Source organism: Chryseobacterium ureilyticum, assembly GCF_900156735.1.
GTDB lineage: Bacteria > Bacteroidota > Bacteroidia > Flavobacteriales > Weeksellaceae > Chryseobacterium > Chryseobacterium ureilyticum.
Map to the genome: position 1 here is coordinate 70978 of NZ_FTOL01000011.1, position 19556 is coordinate 90533.

Sequence of the window (19556 nt, forward strand, 5' to 3'; positions counted from 1 at the left end):
TTTATTCGTGCATTCGTGGCGTGTTTTTTTCGCCACGAATGCACGAATTTTTTATGACATCTTTGTTTAAAATCGTTTCAATCATTATTTAGAAAGCTTTGTCAAAATTTCGGAAAGAACTTTTATACTTTGCTCCAATTGTTCTTCTCCGAGGGAACCATAGCTTAATCTAAATCCATTAACCGAATTTCTGCTGTATTGCTTCGGATGAATGATTCTTATGTTTTTTTCTGATAACAGTTGTGTCACCAGATCCCAATCCAATGCTGTTTTAGGGACTATCCAAAATGCTAATCCTCCTTCCGGTAAAGTAAAATTCGCAACATTTTTCAAGTGTTTAGTCAAAAGGTTGTATACAAAATCTCTCTTATTTTTGTAATGAACTGTAGCTTTCCTGATATGCTTTTTTACAGCTCCTTCTTTGATCAACTGGAGAACTGCCTGTTCCATAATAACATCTCCATGCACATCAATAATCTTTCTCAAATCACCGATTTTCTTCAAGAGATCCTGATTTTTAGTAGCCAGATAGCCAATTCTTAAAGCAGGTGCCACCACTTTGCTCAATGTCCCTATATAAACATAATTATTAAGCTCAGGAAAGCTCGATAAAGGGAGAATAGGGCGATAGCCGAAGTGAAATTCATTGTCATAATCATCTTCGATAATGGTGATATTATATTGATTGGATAGTTCTATCAGTTTTAAACGTCTTGACAAACTTAATGTAACCGTTGTAGGATATTGACGATGAGGAGTGATGTATATTGCTTTTATATTTTTATGATGAATCAACAGATTTTCTACAGATTGAACATCAATGCCTTCTTCATCTACAGAGACCGGTAATAATGTTGCTCCCGTGTATTCAAAAGCTTGCCATGCCGGTTGATATCCCGGATCTTCTACAATAACACAATCTCCTGAAGTTAAAAGACTTTGTGCTGTAAGAAACATTCCCATCTGGCTACCTCTGGTGATTGATATTTCGCTTTCATTGATCTGCATGCCACGTTGATGGTTCAGCATTTGGGAAATTGTTTTACGGAATTCAATATCTCCGTGCTCATCGCCATAACCCATCATTTGCCATTTAGCTTTTATACCAAATATTTGCCGGTAAGCTCTTGCCAATTCGGTAACAGGGGCAATTTTACTATCCGGATGTCCGTCATCAAAATTGATGATCATTCTGTCTGTTATTACCTGCATATTTGGGGCATCTGAAGTTCTATTCATTCCTTTCGAATGCAGAACCGGAATTTTCTCTGACACAAAAATTCCTTTTCTTTCTTTGGAAATCACCCATTCTTCATTGAGCAATACCTGATAGGCTTCCACTACCGTATTTCTATTGATTTTCAGCATGGTCGCCATATTTCGGCTTCCGGGAAGGGCATCTCCTGCCTTCAGTCTTCCTGAACGGATATCGGTAATAATCGTATCGGCAATCTGTAAATAGACTGCTTTATCAAGCTTTTTATCAATTTCAAATTCTAATTTCCAAGGTCGAAGCATCTGGACTACTTATTTATGTAAAAACTGAGTTATTTAAACAGTCCAAATATAAAATAATTTTGTCATGCAATAAAGCACAGAATCTTTAAAATTTTAAAATCATGGACAAAAAAGAGTTCAGTTCAAAAGACTTTCACGAAACGTTTGCAAGACCAAAGTATGTAAAACCAAGTCATTTAATTCATAAAAATGTGGAAAATGCAGGGGAACACAATCAATTTTCAACGGAAAGAAAACATCCTGTATTCTTTGTAGATCTTCCCAGTAAAAATGTAAGTATGACTATTGGAGGTTTGCTGCCAGGGCAACAGACCAACAGACACCGCCATACCTATGAAACGGTATTATTTGTAATCGAAGGAAAGGGGTGGACAGAAGTGGAAGGCGAGCGCGTTCATTGGGAAGCAGGAGATGCTGTTTACATTCCTTCATGGGCTTGGCATAAGCATCAGAATTTAAGTGATACGGAGCCTGCCAAATATATTGCCTGTGAGAATGCGCCTCAGTTACAGAATCTTGGAGTTGCATTGAGAGAAGAAGAAGGAAGAGATCTTTAATCCTCCTGCCATTAAGAGGTATTAAGGTTTTAAACATCATTTAGTTCCTTCATATTAGACTTAATACCTCTTAATAATTTATTTAAAAATATTTTACAACAACTTTTAATTTTTAAAATAAGAATATGAAAAATGTTCCATTTAAAGGAATTATAGCGTATCCGATCACGCCTTTTGATGAAAATGATACTATAGATCTTTCGCTTTTCAGAAGTATGGTTGAGAAACTGGTCGTTACAGGAAGTCATGGTATTGCTTCTTTGGGAAGTGCCGGAGTAATGCCTTATCTGTCTGATGATGAAAAAGAAGCCGTTACAGAAGCCACAATTCAACAGGTAAATGGTAGAATTCCCACGCTGATAGGCGTTTCAAACCTGACTACAGAAAGAACTATTTATCATGCCCAATTTGCAGAAAAAGCAGGTGCTGATGCAGTAATGATCATTCCCATGAGTTATTGGAAATTGACGGATGACGAAATCGTGGCTCATTATGATGCTGTAGCAAAGAAAATTTCAATCCCGATTATGGCATACAATAATCCGGCAACCGGTGGAGTAGATATGTCTCCAAATCTATTGAAAAGACTTCTTGAAATACCTAATGTCACAATGATCAAGGAAAGTACCGGCGATGTACAGAGAATGCATTTTTTGAGAAAGGAATTGGGTGAAGATGTTGCTTTTTATAATGGCTCTAATCCATTAGCACTTGCGGCATTTGCTGCAGGAGCAAGAGGTTGGTGTACAGCTGCTCCGAATCTTATCCCGGAATTGAACCTTGATCTTTATAAAGCCATTGAGAATAATCAGCTTGCTGAAGCTCAGAATGTTTTCTATAAACAAGTTGAGTTATTAAAATTTATTGTAGCGAAAGGATTACCAAGAGCGGTAAAAGCCGGCTTGGATATTTTAGGAGAGAAAAGCGGACATTTAAGAAAACCTTTAAAGCCTTTGACTGATAAGGAATCTGAAGAATTCAGAAAGATTCTTAATGAAATAAAGAATTAGTACCACTAATGCACGGATAAATATAAGCCTATGCTACTTTTAGTTTGTAAATTTAATTTCTTTTTACAAACTAAAGGCGACATAGGCTTTATGACGTAATAATTAAATTCGTTAATTCGTGGAAAAAACTTTAGATAATGGCATTTCCTTCTATACCATCGGCATTATTGGTTTTATGTCCTGTAATTGCAGCTGTTACAAAACTGAAAAGACTTAGAAGTTTTCCCGCCTTTGTGTCCCAATAATAGGTTTCCTGTGGTTCTACGCGAATGACTGTAACATTTGGATCATCTTTACCATCAAACCATGCTTTTACCAAAGGTGACCATTTTTCTTCAATGGTTTTTCTGTCTTTATAAACGGAAGCTTTCCCGTAGACCGAAAGATATTGAGCATCACTGTTGTTCATGAAGAATAACTGTACTCTCCGGTCTTCCTTTATTTCAAAATTTTTGTTACTGGTTCCACTGCTGATAAACCAAAGATTACCATTTTCATCCGTCTCCTGCAAAGTCATAGGTCTTGAATTAACAGGAACTGTTTCCAATTCGGTACAGAACATACATATTTTTGCTTTTTCAGATAGTTCTTTGATCTTCCTGATTGCTTCCAGATGGGTAAGGTTTTGTGTTGACATGACATAATATTTTAAGTGGTTGGTATTTTGATTAAATATATATATTCAACAAAATGGAGAATAATATGCATTAAATCATTCAAATACCTGACCAAAAGCAAATTAAATGTGGTATCTCAGCTTAAAAACTAAAAGATATTTTGAAGCCTTCTTTTTCTACAAATAAGTTTTATGTACATTTGATGAATGCAGATTTCGCCTCCTAAGCATTTAGCTCCTTATATCAGACATTATATCTTTTTGGAGAACTCCGAAGAGGATATGAGAAATTTAAGGCTCTTCACTGATGGAAGTTCCGGGCTTATTTTATCCGGAGATATGAATCTGTATTCCAAAGTTTCGGAAGATCGGATGCCAATCTCTTTTTTTTACGGCACTTTAAATGGATATAAAGACTTCTCTTCGAAAGGGAGGTTTTCCCTAATCGCAGTTGTTTTTCAACCTTATTTTTTGAATATCCTTCTGAAAACTTCTGCGAAAGAAATGAGTAATCAAATTATTTCCGTAGAAGATGTATTGAAGAATAAGATGGAAGTATTTGAAGAAAAACTGTTTAATAAAACAAATCCTTTAAGTATTATTGAAGACCTGAATATCTTTTTTACCCATTTTTTATCAGAAAGAACGAGTATGGATCATCATCTTATTTCGGCTACTCAACAGTATATTCTGAATAATAAGGGGGCAATATCTTCCAAGGATCTGCAACATTTTACCGGATATTCTGAACGTCATTTAGAACGAAAGTTTGAATATCATATGGGAATGCGTCCTAAAAAATATGCAAATATTATCCGTTTACATTACTTTTTAAGCCTTGTGAATAAAGGTATTGATGATAAAAACCTAACTACACTTTCTTATGAAGCGGGATATTCTGATCAGTCACATCTTATCAGAGAATTTAAGAATAATATCGGGCTTACTCCTAAACAATATCAAAAAACGGAAAATAAAATCGCTGTTAATTTCATTGAGCTGTAAAGCAAATATGTCGGTTTTATACAATTTTTCAGAAACCATACCGTCTAGTTTTGCTGAAAAAAATCAATGAATATTAAAATTTCAACCGCACAGTTTGAAAATAGAAGCGGAGATAAAAATTACAATCTATCCGTCATAGAAAAACTTGCTAAACAGGCAGCTGCCAACGGCTCTGATGTTATTGCCTTTCATGAATGTTCCATCACGGGATATACTTTTGCCCGAAAACTTTCAAAGGATCAACTTCTTGATATTGCTGAACTTATTCCGGACGGAGAAAGCATTAAAAGATTACAACAGATAGCTTCCGAATATAAGATTACAATTCTTGCCGGACTTTTTGAGAAGGATGAAAATAATAACCTTTTCAAAGCTTATGTATGTGTGGATAAAACAGGATTGAAGGCAAAATACAGAAAATTGCATCCTTTTATCAATCCTCATCTTATTCCTGGTAATGAATATTGTGTTTTTGAAATCCTTGGCTGGAAATGTGGTATTCTGATCTGCTATGATAACAATATTATAGAAAATGTAAGAGCAACCAAACTTTTGGGGGCTGATATTATTTTTATGCCTCATGTAACGATGTGTACTCCTTCAACAAGACCGGGAGCGGGTTTTGTAGATCCTCTGCTTTGGGACAACAGAGAATCGGATCCTACTTCCTTACGATTGGAGTTTAATGGAATGAAAGGGAGAGACTGGCTGATGAAATGGCTTCCCTCAAGAGCTTATGACAATGGTGCTTATATTGTTTTTTCCAATCCTATAGGAATGGATGATGATCAGCTTAAGAATGGATGTTCTATGATTATTGATCCTTTTGGTGATATTATTGCAGAATGCCGCTCATTTGAGGATAGTTTTGAAACGGCTATTATTACTCCTCAAAAGCTGAATCAGGCTGGTGGCTACCGATATTTAGAGGCAAGAAGACCTGAACTTTACAAAGATATCATAGGAAAAGAGCATTCCTCGGTACAGAAAGTAGTATGGTTGAATGAAAAAGAGAATTAAACGATCAGAATAATAATTTAATAATGTAAAGTAGTTATGTTAAGAATGCAGATTTTTTTGTCTGCATTCTTATGTATGATAGGTAAATCAAATCTCATAAATTTCAGCATCTGTAAATACAAAAAACTTACTTTTTTTAGGTAAATTCTTTGTATCCAAACCTGTAAATTCACTAAAAGCAGGAAGTAGCAACTGGTTGTCACTAATAGCAAAACAGGGAAGTCTGATACTTTTAACTGCAGAATTTAATATAATTCCAGGATGAATATGTCCGGTAATCTGAAAATCTGATTTGGTTTTATCAAAATCATGGATAAAAGAAAATCCTCCTATTTCCAGCAAAGAAGCCTTAAAATCCAGACAGAGTTTCTGTTCCAAAGTTTCTGAAATACGGTCATGATTACCTTCAACAAGGTGAAATTTCAGGTCAGGATATTGCTTTCTCCATGTGCAGAATTCATCCACATCAGAATTATCACCAGCATGAATCAGATCACCCACGACAATGAACTTTTTCGGCTGGAAAAATTCAATCAACGCAGATAGTCTTTCCAAATCGCTTTTCATGATATGATTGGCTATGGCAATACCATTTTTACGGAAATGTGCTGTTTTTCCAATATGAAGATCAGAAAGGATCAGCGCATTTTCGGTTTTCCAAAATACAGCCCGTTGATTGGTCAGCGTAAAGGTTTCATTTTGAATAAGGATTTCTTTTGTAGCTATAAACACAGGAGAGGGTTTAAAGTTTTGAATTTAAGATTAGTTATTAATTTTCCACTCTGCTTACATGAAAATTTTCATCAAAAGTATAGGTTACCGGAACTCCGGTTGCTATTTCTCTTTCCAGAATTTCTTCAGGAGAAAGATGTTCCAGATACATGATTAATGAACGAAGACTGTTTCCATGAGCTACGATCAGAACATTTTCACCTTTTTTCAGGAAAGGAACAATTTCTTTCTCAAAATAAGGAATAACTCTGTTATAAGTATCTTTAAGGCTTTCTCCTCCAGGCGGAACAACGTCATAAGATCTTCGCCATGTATGAACCTGTTCATCACCATATTTCAATGCTGTTTCAGCTTTATTAAGTCCTTCCAGATTTCCGTAGGAACGTTCATTAAGAGCTTTATCCATAATAACCGGAATATTAGGTTTTCCTATTTCATCAAGGATAATGGAAAGGGTATGCTTTGCTCTTATCAGTACTGAGGTGAATGCAATGTCTATCTTTTCTTTTTTTAAGGATATCCCTGCTTTTTTTGCTTCTTCAATGCCAACTTCTGTAATGTCGATATCTTGCCAGCCTGTAAATCTATTCTCAAGATTCCAGAGTGACTGCCCGTGTCGGACTAAAAATAATTTTGTCATCATTTAATTTTTTACTCTTCAGAGAAGATACTCTAAGGTACGGCTATTCTTAAACTTATCAAAAAAGAAACAGATGATTTTTATCTTAATTTTAATTGATAGAATAAACTAAAAAAAACGTTTGAAACTCATGAAAAACCTTATTATAAAAGTTATTTCAGGTTTATTTTATTCATTTATAATTTCAGCATCCTTCTGATCCTTGCATCCAATCCTTCACTGGAAAGTGTCTGTCTGAGACTGTCTACCTTGATTGGAAAACTTAATGGAGTAAAGGAACGGGAATGTTTTAAAACGACTGTTGATTTTTCAATTCTTTTAAAGGCTTCTACCAGACGCTGTTCCTGAAGTTGGATATTAAAAACTTCCGTATAAGCCTGCCTGATTAGAAAATGATTAGGGTCATAATCTTCCAGGACTTTAAAAATCAATCCTGCGGAACTCTGTAATGATTTATTAGAACGTTGTTTACCTGCATAATTTTGAATTACCATTCCTGAAATCACAGCAATATCCCTGAATTTTCTTCTTGCCATTTCTGCGGAATTAATACTTGCAATAACGTCGTTCATGAGATTGTCTCTGGTTAAAATCTGTTGTAAGTTTTCTTCATTCAACGGGATTTCCTTATCACTGAAAAGTTCAAAACCATAATCATTCATTGCCATGGAGAAAGAAATAGGTGCCAGTTTTGAAATCCGGTAAGCAATCAATGCTGCCATTACTTCATGAACCAGACGCCCTTCAAAAGGGTACATAAAAAGATGATAACCTTCGCGGTTTCTGATCATTTCTATTAAGAATTCATCTTCATTGGGAATGTGGGAATTCATTTCCTGATTGATTAATAACGGATGTAAAAATTTCAGTTCTTTTTCGGAAGCTTTAGGATTCAAAGCATGAGAGAGTTTTTCCCTTAAAAAATGCCCCAAATCAGAACTTAAGGGTAATCTTCCTCCAAGATAGCTGGGAACCAGAGCTTTTCCTTTTGCAGCTCTTACATAAACGGTCATATCTTTGATCATCGCGACCTCCAAGGTTCGTCCTGCCAAAATAAATTTTTCTTCTTTTTTAAGTTTTGAAATAAAATATTCTTCAATCATTCCGACATATCCGCCTGAAATGAACTTAACTTTCAGCATTGCATCGCTTACAATGACTCCCATATTCATACGGTGAAGCATGGCAATCTTTCGTGAAGTTACTTTATACAACCCATCTTCTAAAACGACAATTTTATGGAATTCTTCATAGCTTTTTAAGACACTGCCGCCAATCGTGAGAAATTCCAGAATGCTTTTCCATTCTTCGTCTATCATTTCCCGGAAAGCATATACTTTTTTGATTCTTTCATAGGTTTCATCGGGATAAAAACCGTTTCCAACTGCTAAAGTCATCAGGAACTGAACCAGCACATCGAAACATAAGACCTGTGGTTCTCTGGGTTCTATTACTTTTTGTTTTACAGCTTCTTTTAATGCAGCTACTTCAATAAGTTCTAAAGAATGAGTGGGAACGCAATAGATTTTTGAAGTTTCAAAAGGGGAGTGTCCGCTACGTCCGGCTCTTTGAAGGAATCTGGCAACACCTTTTGCAGATCCGATCTGAATTACGGTATCAACGGGTTTAAAGTCTATTCCCAAATCTAATGAAGATGTAGAAACAACGGCTTTCAACTTTCCTGAGCTTAGGTTTTCTTCAATCCAGATTCGTAAATGGGCATCAATAGAACTGTGATGAATGGCAATTTGTCCTGCAAAATCAGGATGTGCATCTAAAAGTAGCTGATACCACATTTCACTTTGGCTACGCGTATTGGTAAAAACAATTGTTGATTTCGAATTAAGAATGATAGGAACTACCTGATCCGCAAGTCTGTTTCCCAGATGTCCAGCCCAAGGTAATATTTCAACCTCATTGGGAATGACGGGAATAATATCAATTTTTTTATGTTCTTTTGCTGTAATTTTTACTTTTTTAATATCATAAGGAATTAATACTTCCATTGCTTCATCCAGATTTCCAATAGTAGCAGTAATCCCCCAGATTTTCATCTTCGGAGTATATTTTCGGAGCTGTGAGATTGCCAGTTCTACCATGACTCCCCGCTTTGAGCCGAGCAACTCGTGCCACTCATCTACAACGATACATTTTAAACCACTAAAAAAGGTTTCATGATTTTTCTGAGCAAGAAGTAAATGTAAGCTTTCAGGGGTTACAACAAGGATTTCCGGCATTTTTTTGATCTGCTGTTGTCTTACTTTGGGATCGGTATCTCCATTTCTTACGCCTACAACCCAGTCTAGCCCGATCTCATCCATCGCTTCCTGCATTGCCTTGGCAATATCTTTAGACAAAGACCGCAGGGGAGTGATCCAGATCATTTTAAGTCCTTTTTTATAACTTTCAGGATGATTCAGGAAGTCTGAAATTAAAGCCAGAAAAACAGAAAAAGTTTTCCCGAAACCTGTAGGAGCCACAACCATTCCGCTATATCCGCTTCCGAACTTCCGCCAGGTATCTGTTTGAAATTTAAAAGGGGACATTCCTTTATCTTTCATCCATTGCTGAATGATTGTAAATCCGTCGGTATGTTCAAAGGCAGTCATTTCTATTGTATTAATTTCTTAATTTCTTCCAGATTATCTATTTCATCCACCGTTTTATCCTTACGCCATCTGACAATTCTTGGAAAACGGAGAGCAACACCGCTTTTATGGCGATTACTGAACCCAATTCCTTCAAAAGCAATTTCAAAAACAAGTTCTGCTTTTACTGTTCGTACTGGACCAAACTTTTCAATCGCGTTTTTTGTTACAAATTTGCTGACTTCCATGATCTCTTTGTCTGTAAGCCCGGAATATGCTTTGGCAATGGTTACCAATTTATCTTCATTTTTTACGGCAAAAGTATAATCGGTGTAATAAGCACTTCGCCTGCCGCTTCCTTTTTGTGCATAGATTAAAACGGCATCAATGGTAAATGGATTGATTTTCCATTTCCACCAATCACCTTTTTTTCTGCCGGAATGGTAAGGCGAACTTTTCTGTTTCAGCATGAGTCCCTCACTGTTTACCGATCGGGAATTTTCTCTGATGTCATTAAGTTCTTCCCATTTGTCAAAATTAATACTTTGGGAAAGCTTTATATTTTTGGGATTTTCATTTAATAATAATTCTTCCAATATTGCTCTTCTTGCTGAAATCGGTTTTTCCCGGAGATCATTATCTTCGAGTTCCAATAAGTCATAAGCAAATACTTCAATCGGAATTTCCTCCAGCATTTTTTTAGTTAAAGTTTTCCTGTTTAATCTTTTTTGTAATTCATTAAAATTTAAAACCTTATTTTCTTTTACCGCAAGAATCTCTCCATCTACAACGAAATTTCCTTTCATATTTTTGATAACTTCAGTGATTTCAGGGAACTGTTCTGTGACAAGTTCTTCACCTCTTGACCAGATGAAAACTTCGTCATTTCTTCTGATGATCTGCCCTCGTATACCGTCCCATTTATATTCTGCCAGCCATTCATCGGGATTTCCCAAGGCTTCGGTTTCTTTTTCAAGAGGATAGGCAAGGCAGAAAGGATACGGTTTCGAATTATCGGGGTTTATATTTTCAGCGGAGATTAATTCTTTAAAAGAGACTTCATCAGGTAACCACTTTCCCATTAAGCTGTGCATCAGTGTACTTGATTCCTGTCCTGAGAATTTTGTCAATGCGTTAATCAATGTTTTATCGGATACACCAATTCTAAAACTTCCGCCTATTAGTTTGTTGAAGATCAAGCGTTCGGTATAATCCAATCCATTCCAGGAATTGAGTACAAATTCTTTCTTTTCAGCTTCTGTTTTATCTTTTAAATGAACAATATCCATCATCCATTGAGACAGACTTTGTTCAATTTTTTCCTGTGGTGGCGGAAGAATTAATGAAAGGGTTTCTCCAAGATCTCCAACAGAAGAATAGCTTTCCTGAAAGAGCCAAAGCGGAAGTCCTGTGATTTCCAACGCCCATTCTTTCATATAATTTGTGTTCACATTTCTTTTGGGTCTTTTTCCCGTGAACAGAGCAATAAACCATACTTTATCTTCATCGGGAGCACGTTCCAGATAATCGATGATGGCATCTATTTTAGCATTGGTTTTATTGGTGGTTTCCAAGGCATTGATAAGATTTGCAAAATGTCTCATGATTCAGAGGTTTTGATGGTTTCCTGTTCTGTTTCTTCTTCATCTTCTCCAAACAATGTTTCTACAACATCTGCTTTTATGCCTGTTTCATTCAGATATTTTGAAAATATCTCTGTCTGTCCGTGGGTAACATGTACAATCTCTGCTTCTGTAGCTTTTACGGTTTGCAATAATCCTTTCCAGTCGGCATGGTCACTCATCGCAAATCCTGCATCGGCACTTCGCCATCTTCTGGCACCCCGAACCTGCATCCATCCTGAACAAATGGCTGTTGCCGGATCAGGAATCTTTCTGATAACATTACTATCCAGCAAAGCTGGAGGAACAATGACAATTTCATGTTCCAGATCTTTAGGATGTTCTCTGAAGTCTGCAATTTCATACTCTGGAAGATGGATTCCTACGGATTCAAATGCTTCATTAAGCTTTCCAATAGAGTAATGAACATAAATTTTGCCCAATCCTTCTACGGCTTTCATAATGCGTTGTGCTTTTCCAAGGGAATAGCCAATGAATACAGATGTTTTATTGTTTTCTTTATTTTTTAATACCCAATTTTGTAGTTTTTTATTTAAATCATCAATTTCCAACCAGTTATAAATGGGCAGTCCAAAAGTACTTTCTGTAACGAATTCATTGCATTTCACTAATTCAAAAGGGGTACTTAAACCATCGTTCTGAACTTTGTAATCTCCGGAAACAACGGTTACAAATCCTTTATATTCAAGTCTTATCTGTGCCGAACCTATAATATGCCCCGCAGGATGCAATGAAACACTGACTCCATTAATATTAATTTTTTCACCATATTCTACACTCTGACAATTAATGTCCACACCAATTCTTTGATATAAAATTGGTTTTGTAAAATGATGACAAAGGTATTTCTTCATTCCCCAGCGGGCATGATCAGCGTGTCCATGAGTAATAATGGCAAAATCTACAGGTCGCCACGGATCTATGTAAAATTTTCCCTGAGGGCAGTAAATTCCTTTTTTTGTAAATGTGATTAGCTTCAATGGTGTGATTGGTTTGGATAAGATGCTTCAAAAACTTAACCAATTTACGATAAACTGTTGATTTATTGTAATTCAATGCCTATGATGAAAGAAAAGTTGTTTACAACCTGTATGTGTTTGAAAATATAGGAGCGCAAGTACTAATATTGCTGTAAGGAGCGAGGATTTTATCGAAAGTAAAAATTGTACTCTGAATAAAAATTGCCACGAATACACGAATGATTTTAATCCTTAAAACTATATTTTATAACAAAATAAGTGCATCGTATAGAATAATTCTTGCATTCGTGGCGATAAAAAAAGTTTTGTGAAACAGAATAGATTACGGAATTATATTTTCAGACTTTAATCTTTCAAATACTTCTATAAAAGAGTCTTCGGTATTTTTATAAGCTGTAAATCCCAGTTTTCTGCTTTTCGACATATCACACATTACTTCAAGTGGTCTGCCAAGGTCCAGATCAGTATGCCAAGCCGAAGATAAGCGGTTTACATTTTTCTCTTTTAAATTATATTTTTCAGCAATCTTTGTCCATATTTCCTGAGTGTTTTCCATTTCTTTTTCTAAAGGTCTTATGGACCCATTGTAGCCTTCTGCCTGTATTCCAAACCAATTAGCGAGTCTTTCCCAAAGCCATTTCCATCTGAAAACGTCTCCATTTGTTATGTTAAAAGCCTGATTTTTTGCTGATTCAGTAGTGGAAGCCCAAACTAATTGTTTTGCCAATATTCCAGCATCTGTAACATCTGAAATACCATTCCATTGCGCTTCTGAACCAGGGTATATGAAAGGTTTCCCTGCTTCTTTGCAGATACTGGCATATACGCATAATGTAACAGCTATATTCATAAGATTACCGACGGCATATCCTATTACAGTGTGTGGTCTGTGAATACTCCATGTAAAGCCGTCTCTTTCAGAAGCCTTATATACTTCATCCTCCTGCGCATAATAAAAATTGGGAAGAGGAAGCCTCGGATGTTCTTCTCTTATCGGTGTGATCGGTAATACTCCTTCTTTAGCATAAGCTTCAAATGGTCCGAGATAATGCTTTAATCCCGTAACTAATGCAACGTGCTTAACTGATTTTTTAGGCGATAAAACGTTCAAAAGATTTTTTACCAACAGGCTGTTGACACGGATATTCTCTTCTTCAGTATCATTACGCATCCAGGTTGTAAAGTAAACATGGGTAGGAGATACTTCCGATAATGCTTCTGTCAGGCTCTGTACGTCCAGTAAATCAGCTTTGATTGGATGTAAACCAATGATATTATCATTAGGAGTTCTTGATAATCCGTAGGTTTTAAAACCTTGTGCAATAAGCTCTTCTGCAAGATTACTTCCTGTAATTCCGGTAGCACCTACTACCAGTGCAATATTTTCTGTGTTTTCCATAATTGTAAAATTCTTTAGCAAAATTATGGATGATTATTACCTGAACTCTTGATATGGATCACGCATTTGAATTGATATGGATCAAGTATTTTTCAATGAATTCTTTTTACGGATGCGGCTTATAGTTTCAGGAGCAAGTCCAAGATAGGATGCGATTAAATTATGAGGAACACGTTTGATCATTTCAGGATTCTTCTGTGCAAGCTGCAGGTATTTCTCTTCAGCTGTGTAGCTGTTTGAAACAATGAGTCTGTAATCTTTTGTCACCAGACTATTTTGATATAAGATTCTGAAATAACGGTCCATTACAGGGATTTCCAGGAGCATTTTTTCATAATTCTCCAATGTGATCATTAATACTTCTGTATTTTCTATTGCATCAATATTTAAGACTGCTTTTTCCTGATGAATAAAACTATTGAAATCTGAGATCCACCAACCTTCAAAAGCAAACATGTTGATATGTTCATTACCTTTTTCATCCGGAAAATAAGATTTCAGTAACCCTTCACTTACAAATGAAAGAGATTTACAGATATCACCTTCCTGCAACAAATATTGTTTCTTTTTAAGTTTTTTTAAAGTAAAAAAAGAAGGGATCTTATTTTTCTGATCTTCAGTTATATCAACTTTATTCTGAATATGGGAAAGCAGGACATCAAACATTCTACAAATATTTCCTCAAAAATAAGACTTTCAGTACCAATGAGAACCTTATTTTTCAAAATCATAAAGGTTGATTCCTATTTCTTCATTCTTGGTTTTAACAACTTTTGTATGTAAAGGGTAAAAAATAAATTCCCCGGCACCCCGGATTTTAGCATCTAAAAGATGTCCTGCAAGAGCTGTATAATCTTCTCTGCCTAAAGTAATATGCAGGTGAAGTATTGGTTTATCATCAATTATAGAAACATTTCCTGAAATATTGGTGACTTCCATTTGTTCTTTAAATGTTTTATCGATGTATTTTTTGGTATCAGGATTAAAGAATCGCAGTGTGGCTTCACTTACAGCACCAATTCCGGTAACTTCTCCAGCCTGAATATTCTGACTTTGAACAAAATCAGTTAAAGCTTCCACAATACTTGAATTGTTTTTAATACTTACCATATAAATTTGATCTGTTTTTCTTGCAGACCAGTGATTTCCTTTTAAATTTAGTATTTCCATAATAATGTGTATTTGATGAATTTAGAAAAGGGAAGGAGGTGAAAATTTTTATCTGAATGGTTTATATTTCCTGAATGACTTCATCTTGCTGTTGTGTTATTATAAAAAGCATAACATTATAAATAATTCGTGTATTCGTGGCTATTGAAGTAATATGCAATAATCATGCTTATCAATCTTTTCTGTTTATTAAAAACTGTAATGTTTATGGAAATTTAATATTCGTTTTAATAGTAAAAACTGATAAAAAATCCCGAAATTTGCGCCAAATAAAAGATTGATGAAGATTGTAGATATTGAAAGCTGGAACAGAAAAGAACATTTTGAGTTTTTCTCCGGTATGGAAAGTCCTTATTTTGGTTTTACAACAGAAGTGGATTGTACAAAAGCCTATGACAAAGCTAAGGAAAACGGATATTCTTTTTTTGCCTATTACTTTCATAAATCTATGGTTGCCATTAATACAGTAGATGAACTAAAGCTTAGAATTGATGATGGGAAGGTGATTCAGTTTGATACAGTTCATGCCGGAAGTACGATTGGCAGACCAGATGGAACTTTTGGCTTTTCATTTACTCATTTCTCAGAAGATTTTGAAACGTTCAATGCTGAATTACAGGAAGAAATCAAAGGGGTTCACAATTCTACAGGACTTCGATTAAGCAATGAGAGGCTTGGAAAAGATCATATAAGACATACTACAATTCCATGGAACTCATTCAGTGCGATTCTTCATCCTACAAATTTTAATACAGGAGAATCTATCCCTAAAATTGCTTTCGGAAGGTTCAGTAGCCGTGATGGAAAGAAGTTTCTACCAGTTTCTATTGAGGCTCATCATGGACTTGCAGATGGTATTCATCTTGCGAAATATGTGGAGGAATTTCAAAGACAGCTTGATCAGTAGGTATTACAATCTGAAAGTTTCTAGTTTAAAAGAGGTTCGATATTAATAGTAAATCTTCCTTTTCTCAATTTTCACAATCTGATCTTTTTCCATTTGTTTTATGGTTCTGATTACTGTTTCTACGCAAAGACCAGTTAAGGATGCCAATTGCTGCCTTGTAAGAGGAACTTGAAAAGAGTAGGGCGTTTTGTCTTCATGATAGCTTTTCAGATAGTCCAACAGGAGTTTCAGCTTGGAACCTGGATTTTGAAAAGACAGATTATAGAACATAATATACTTATGATACATTCTCTCTGCCAGACATTGATAAATGCTGAGCGAAATCTCAGGATTAGTCTGTATTAAATTTAAAAAACTGGATTTTGGCATTCTGAAAACAGAAGAATCTTCAATCGCAACCGCATTCATAGGATAGTGATGTTCTACAAATAAAAGAGATTCCCCGAAACTGTGACCATTTGAAAATATATTCTGAATAAATTCTTTTCCTTCTTCTGTATAATTATTCAGCTTTATTTTTCCTTTTCTTATCTGATAATAATGCATAGGTATTTCCTCTTCGCGAAAAATAATTTCTCCCGTTTTATAATGCTTCATTTCGGCTCCAAAGGAAATTAATAAATTTTCAAGAATCATGTTATTTGTGAATTTATTTTAGTTTGTGATTTTCAAAACCTTTTTAAATGCACATTTTTTATCATTCAGATAATATCATTTAAATTCAGAGTTTAAAATAAAGTAACGGATATTTTTAGTTCCAGCCTCGGAATATGGTACCATTCATATACCACATTATTTTCAGAAAGGTTTCAAAGTATTGATCTCGATCATAAAAAGTAAACTGTAAAACTGGTTACATTTACAACCATATCAAAAAGGGAAAGCAAAACAATTGCAAACAGGCTGATAAAAGCAGTTATGATATTTCACTTAAAAATGGAACGTGGTATGTATGTGGTACGCTATTATGATAAAATTTTAATCATTTTTTCTTTCTTTGCCCAATATAAAAATGAATTAAAATTCCAATGTGTGAATATTTCAACCTAATTATTCGATAAATACAAACCTTACGTCAATTGTTTTAAGAAATGCTGATGAAACTCCTGCATAAGTAAAGCCGTTTCATATCCCTGATATTAAAAAACTATTGATAAAAAAAGATTTTGCACCCATGGACAAAGGATGTCTATTGGAAATTAGTAAAGATGAGAAAGTATTATGAAAAACAAAAACCTTGAATCCAGCTTAGAGGATTTGAATCAAAAGATTCTTGTACAAGATGAAATCATGGCATTAGCCAAAGCAAATTCTCCCCGTCTGCTGAATAAGTTCAGACTGGTATATCCGAATTTTTTCGGAAAGTTATCTGCTATACAGCCAGCCTTAAAAAACTCTGAGCTGATTTTTTGTATTTACCTTAAGCTCAATATGACAACAAAAGAAATTGCGACCTGCATTTTCGTTACACCAAAAGCAATACAAAATAGGAAAAACAGGATCAGAAAGAAGCTCAATATTCCCTCTGAATTAGATATTTATAAATGGTTTAATGAATTTTAAACCATTTTTTTTATGCTTCTATCACTGCTTTTTCAAGGTCATGATAAAGGAGAATCTTCCAGTTATTTTCTCTTGCTTCTTTTTCCCATTTAAGTCTCAGTTCCATTGCTTTTCTACCGTCAAAATCGCTTTTGTAGGACAAATGATATTTTAAGTAAGATGCCTGTGGAAGATCATCAGCACCATAAAAAGCTGTTTCTCCGTTTTCTTTGATCCAGAAAACCTGCATAAATGGAGTATGTCCGCCAACCACTTCGTAAGAAATTTCATCAGTGATCTGTCCTTGATCATCATTCATCCAAATAATATTAGGTAATTGAATCAGTTTTTCCAAAACCTCAAAATCAAAGGATGGATTTCCTTTATTTCCCATAGCAAAATCCAATTCCCGTTTTTGGATGTAAATGTCCGCATTAGGAAAAGTTGCCTCAAAACCATTTTCAGTAAATATTACAGCACCTTCAATATGGTCTTTATGAAGATGAGAAAGGAGCACTTTGGTAATTTGCCCGTGACTGATATTCTCTCTTTCCAATATTTCTGAAACCACAGATATCCCATTTTCATTTTTCCATCCAATTCCTGCATCCAAAAGGATATAATCATTTTCCGTAATGATAAGAAAAGGCTGTACAGACATTTTTATTCCGGTGATCGTATCAAAGTTATCTTCTGTTAAAAGGGTAAAGTCTTTGGTCTTGCTGGCTGAAAAATTGCCTTCTTTAAGTGGAATGATTTTCATGTTGCAAATTTCCTGATTATTTCTAAAATCTGAAAGGTTTTTCATCAATATAAATCATCGGTAAAAACGATTAAATAAAGAAATAATTCAATTTTTCGTCTATAATTCTCAAAGGTTAAATCAATGATCGGATCTTAAATATTTTATGAAAATGATTACCTTTGAGACCTTTAAAATGATATATTTTACACATATTCAATTATTGTATATCATCATTTCAATCAATAAAAAATAACATGCAGGAGAACTCTACCAACGGAATTTCACGAACGGTGATTTGGTTAATGTCCATTATTTCAGGACTGGTTGTGGCAAATAATTATTATAATCAGCCTTTGCTGGCTCTTATCTCAGAAGACCTGAATGTTTCTGAATCTGCAGCCTCCAGAATTTCAGTACTTACCCAAATTGGGTATGCCTTAGGATTATTGTTGATTGTTCCGCTTGGAGATAAGTTCTATCGTAAAAAACTGATTCTTGCAGATCTTTTTCTTGTTTTTGGAGCTTTATTATGGATGACATTTGCCACCCAATTGTGGATGCTGTATGCCGCAAGTTTATTGATTGGTGCCACATCCGTTATTCCACAGCTGTTTGTTCCCATTGCCGCAGAATTATCATCTGATAAAGAAAAGTCTGCCAACATCGGGCTGGTAATGTCCGGATTGCTTTTGGGAATTCTTCTTTCCCGATTTATAGGGGGAATAGTAGGAGAAGTATGGGGCTGGCGGGCAATGTTCGGAATTGCAGCTGGATTGATGATTTTGGTTTGGCTAGCCGTTTACAAAATGCTTCCTGAGCTTCACCCGAATTTTAAAGGTTCATATAAAGAATTAATGAATTCCGTTGCACATCTTGCGAAAACCCAACCTATTCTTCAGCTTGCTTCGTTCCGTGGTGCTATGGCATTCGGTTCTATGTGTGCCTTATTTACTACTTTGGTCTTTCATATGGAGAAACCTCCTTTCAATGCAGGTTCATCCGTTGTGGGAAGTTTTGGATTGGCAGGAGCAGTAGGTGCATTAGCGGCAGCGAAAGTTGGGAACTTACAGAAGTACCTGGATATCAATAGAATTATTTTATATTCTTTACTGATTCTGATAGGAAGTTGGGGCTTTACTTATTTTGCAGGAGAAACATATTGGGGATTAATTATAGGGGTAATCCTTGTGGATTTGGGCGTACAATCCAGTCACATCATGAACCAGACGAATTATTTTATGATAAAATCCAATGCGGTGAACAGGCTTAATACGGTTTATATGGTTTCCTATTTTATCGGAGGTTCACTGGGAACCTGGCTGGCTTCTATAGCATGGCAGAAGGCACAATGGACGGGCGTTTGTTTTGTAGGAACTTTATTTGGAGTCTTAGCACTCATTGCCCATATTCTTTTCTGTAATAAAGTGAATAAGGCTTAATTAAAATATTGCCACGAATACACTATAGTTTTTAATCCTTAAAAC

Annotated in this window: 19 protein-coding genes; 7 read left to right on the plus strand and 12 right to left on the minus strand. The window is 35.3% G+C overall.

All coding sequences use genetic code 11. From position 1 onward, the window contains the following. Positions 1-84 precede the first annotated feature (84 nt). Positions 85-1518 (minus strand): MocR-like pyridoxine biosynthesis transcription factor PdxR, encoded by a 1434-nt coding sequence (gene pdxR / locus BW983_RS21315; RefSeq protein WP_076553804.1) that lies wholly within the window; start codon positions 1516-1518, stop codon positions 85-87. 101 nt (positions 1519-1619) lie between these two features. On the opposite strand from pdxR, the gene BW983_RS21320 reads away from it, so the two are divergent. Together BW983_RS21320 and BW983_RS21325 are read left to right on the plus strand one after the other, a co-directional pair. Beyond that, positions 1620-2075 carry a cupin domain-containing protein gene (locus BW983_RS21320; protein ID WP_076553805.1) on the plus strand — a complete coding sequence of 152 codons (456 nt, stop codon included), beginning with the start codon at positions 1620-1622 and terminating at the stop codon, positions 2073-2075. 125 nt (positions 2076-2200) lie between these two features. After that, positions 2201-3085, plus strand: a complete 885-nt coding sequence (locus BW983_RS21325; protein WP_076553806.1) for a dihydrodipicolinate synthase family protein — start codon at positions 2201-2203, stop codon at positions 3083-3085. A 130-nt stretch (positions 3086-3215) separates the two neighbouring features. Here BW983_RS21325 and BW983_RS21330 read toward each other — a convergent pair whose 3' ends face one another. Continuing rightward, positions 3216-3722, minus strand: a complete 507-nt coding sequence (locus tag BW983_RS21330; protein WP_076553807.1) for a pyridoxamine 5'-phosphate oxidase family protein — start codon at positions 3720-3722, stop codon at positions 3216-3218. Between the two features lie 186 nt (positions 3723-3908). Here BW983_RS21330 and BW983_RS21335 point away from each other — a divergent pair, with 186 nt between their 5' ends. Together BW983_RS21335 and BW983_RS21340 are read left to right on the plus strand one after the other, a co-directional pair. After that, positions 3909-4706 (plus strand): helix-turn-helix domain-containing protein, encoded by a 798-nt coding sequence (locus tag BW983_RS21335; protein ID WP_076553808.1) that lies wholly within the window; start codon positions 3909-3911, stop codon positions 4704-4706. A gap of 66 nt (positions 4707-4772) precedes the next feature. After that, the gene (locus tag BW983_RS21340) at positions 4773-5726 is read left to right on the plus strand and encodes a nitrilase family protein (protein WP_076553809.1); all 954 of its coding nucleotides are present in this window, start codon (positions 4773-4775) and stop codon (positions 5724-5726) included. Between the two features lie 87 nt (positions 5727-5813). Here the strand turns inward: BW983_RS21340 and pdeM are convergent, their stop codons facing one another. The 8 genes from pdeM to BW983_RS21380 all read right to left on the minus strand — a co-directional run bounded on the left by pdeM (position 5814) and on the right by BW983_RS21380 (position 14878). Further along, positions 5814-6458, minus strand: coding sequence for a ligase-associated DNA damage response endonuclease PdeM (pdeM, locus tag BW983_RS21345; RefSeq protein ID WP_076553810.1), 645 nt, complete (start codon positions 6456-6458; stop codon positions 5814-5816). 37 nt (positions 6459-6495) lie between these two features. After that, on the minus strand, positions 6496-7098 hold the full coding sequence (locus tag BW983_RS21350) for a 2,3-bisphosphoglycerate-dependent phosphoglycerate mutase (protein WP_139329336.1): 603 nt from the start codon (positions 7096-7098) through the stop codon (positions 6496-6498). A 176-nt stretch (positions 7099-7274) separates the two neighbouring features. Then, positions 7275-9707, minus strand: a complete 2433-nt coding sequence (locus tag BW983_RS21355; protein ID WP_076553812.1) for a ligase-associated DNA damage response DEXH box helicase — start codon at positions 9705-9707, stop codon at positions 7275-7277. A 2-nt stretch (positions 9708-9709) separates the two neighbouring features. Next, positions 9710-11290 (minus strand): ATP-dependent DNA ligase, encoded by a 1581-nt coding sequence (locus BW983_RS21360; protein WP_076553813.1) that lies wholly within the window; start codon positions 11288-11290, stop codon positions 9710-9712. After that, positions 11287-12309, minus strand: coding sequence for a ligase-associated DNA damage response exonuclease (locus BW983_RS21365; protein ID WP_076553814.1), 1023 nt, complete (start codon positions 12307-12309; stop codon positions 11287-11289). The genes BW983_RS21360 and BW983_RS21365 overlap by 4 nt, the downstream gene beginning before the upstream one ends. 322 nt (positions 12310-12631) lie before the next feature. Continuing rightward, entirely contained in the window at positions 12632-13708 is a 1077-nt protein-coding gene (locus BW983_RS21370; RefSeq protein ID WP_076553815.1) for an SDR family oxidoreductase, read from the minus strand. An 81-nt stretch (positions 13709-13789) separates the two neighbouring features. Next, positions 13790-14374 carry a Crp/Fnr family transcriptional regulator gene (locus tag BW983_RS21375; protein WP_076553816.1) on the minus strand — a complete coding sequence of 195 codons (585 nt, stop codon included), beginning with the start codon at positions 14372-14374 and terminating at the stop codon, positions 13790-13792. Positions 14375-14422: 48 nt separating this feature from the next. Then, a complete protein-coding gene (locus BW983_RS21380; protein WP_076553817.1) occupies positions 14423-14878 on the minus strand; it encodes a PPC domain-containing DNA-binding protein in 456 nt (151 codons plus the stop codon). A gap of 280 nt (positions 14879-15158) precedes the next feature. Here BW983_RS21380 and BW983_RS21385 point away from each other — a divergent pair, with 280 nt between their 5' ends. Next, on the plus strand, positions 15159-15785 hold the full coding sequence (locus BW983_RS21385; protein WP_076553818.1) for a chloramphenicol acetyltransferase: 627 nt from the start codon (positions 15159-15161) through the stop codon (positions 15783-15785). A 42-nt stretch (positions 15786-15827) separates the two neighbouring features. Here BW983_RS21385 and BW983_RS21390 read toward each other — a convergent pair whose 3' ends face one another. Next, on the minus strand, positions 15828-16421 hold the full coding sequence (locus tag BW983_RS21390) for a Crp/Fnr family transcriptional regulator (RefSeq protein ID WP_076553819.1): 594 nt from the start codon (positions 16419-16421) through the stop codon (positions 15828-15830). A gap of 585 nt (positions 16422-17006) precedes the next feature. Between BW983_RS21390 and BW983_RS21395 the strand changes: the two genes are divergently transcribed. Then, positions 17007-17348, plus strand: a complete 342-nt coding sequence (locus BW983_RS21395; RefSeq protein ID WP_076553820.1) for a helix-turn-helix transcriptional regulator — start codon at positions 17007-17009, stop codon at positions 17346-17348. A 10-nt stretch (positions 17349-17358) separates the two neighbouring features. Here BW983_RS21395 and BW983_RS21400 read toward each other — a convergent pair whose 3' ends face one another. Then, positions 17359-18090 carry an MBL fold metallo-hydrolase gene (locus BW983_RS21400; protein WP_076553848.1) on the minus strand — a complete coding sequence of 244 codons (732 nt, stop codon included), beginning with the start codon at positions 18088-18090 and terminating at the stop codon, positions 17359-17361. A gap of 236 nt (positions 18091-18326) precedes the next feature. Between BW983_RS21400 and BW983_RS21405 the strand changes: the two genes are divergently transcribed. Beyond that, positions 18327-19511, plus strand: coding sequence for an MFS transporter (locus tag BW983_RS21405; protein WP_076553821.1), 1185 nt, complete (start codon positions 18327-18329; stop codon positions 19509-19511). Positions 19512-19556: the final 45 nt, after the last annotated feature.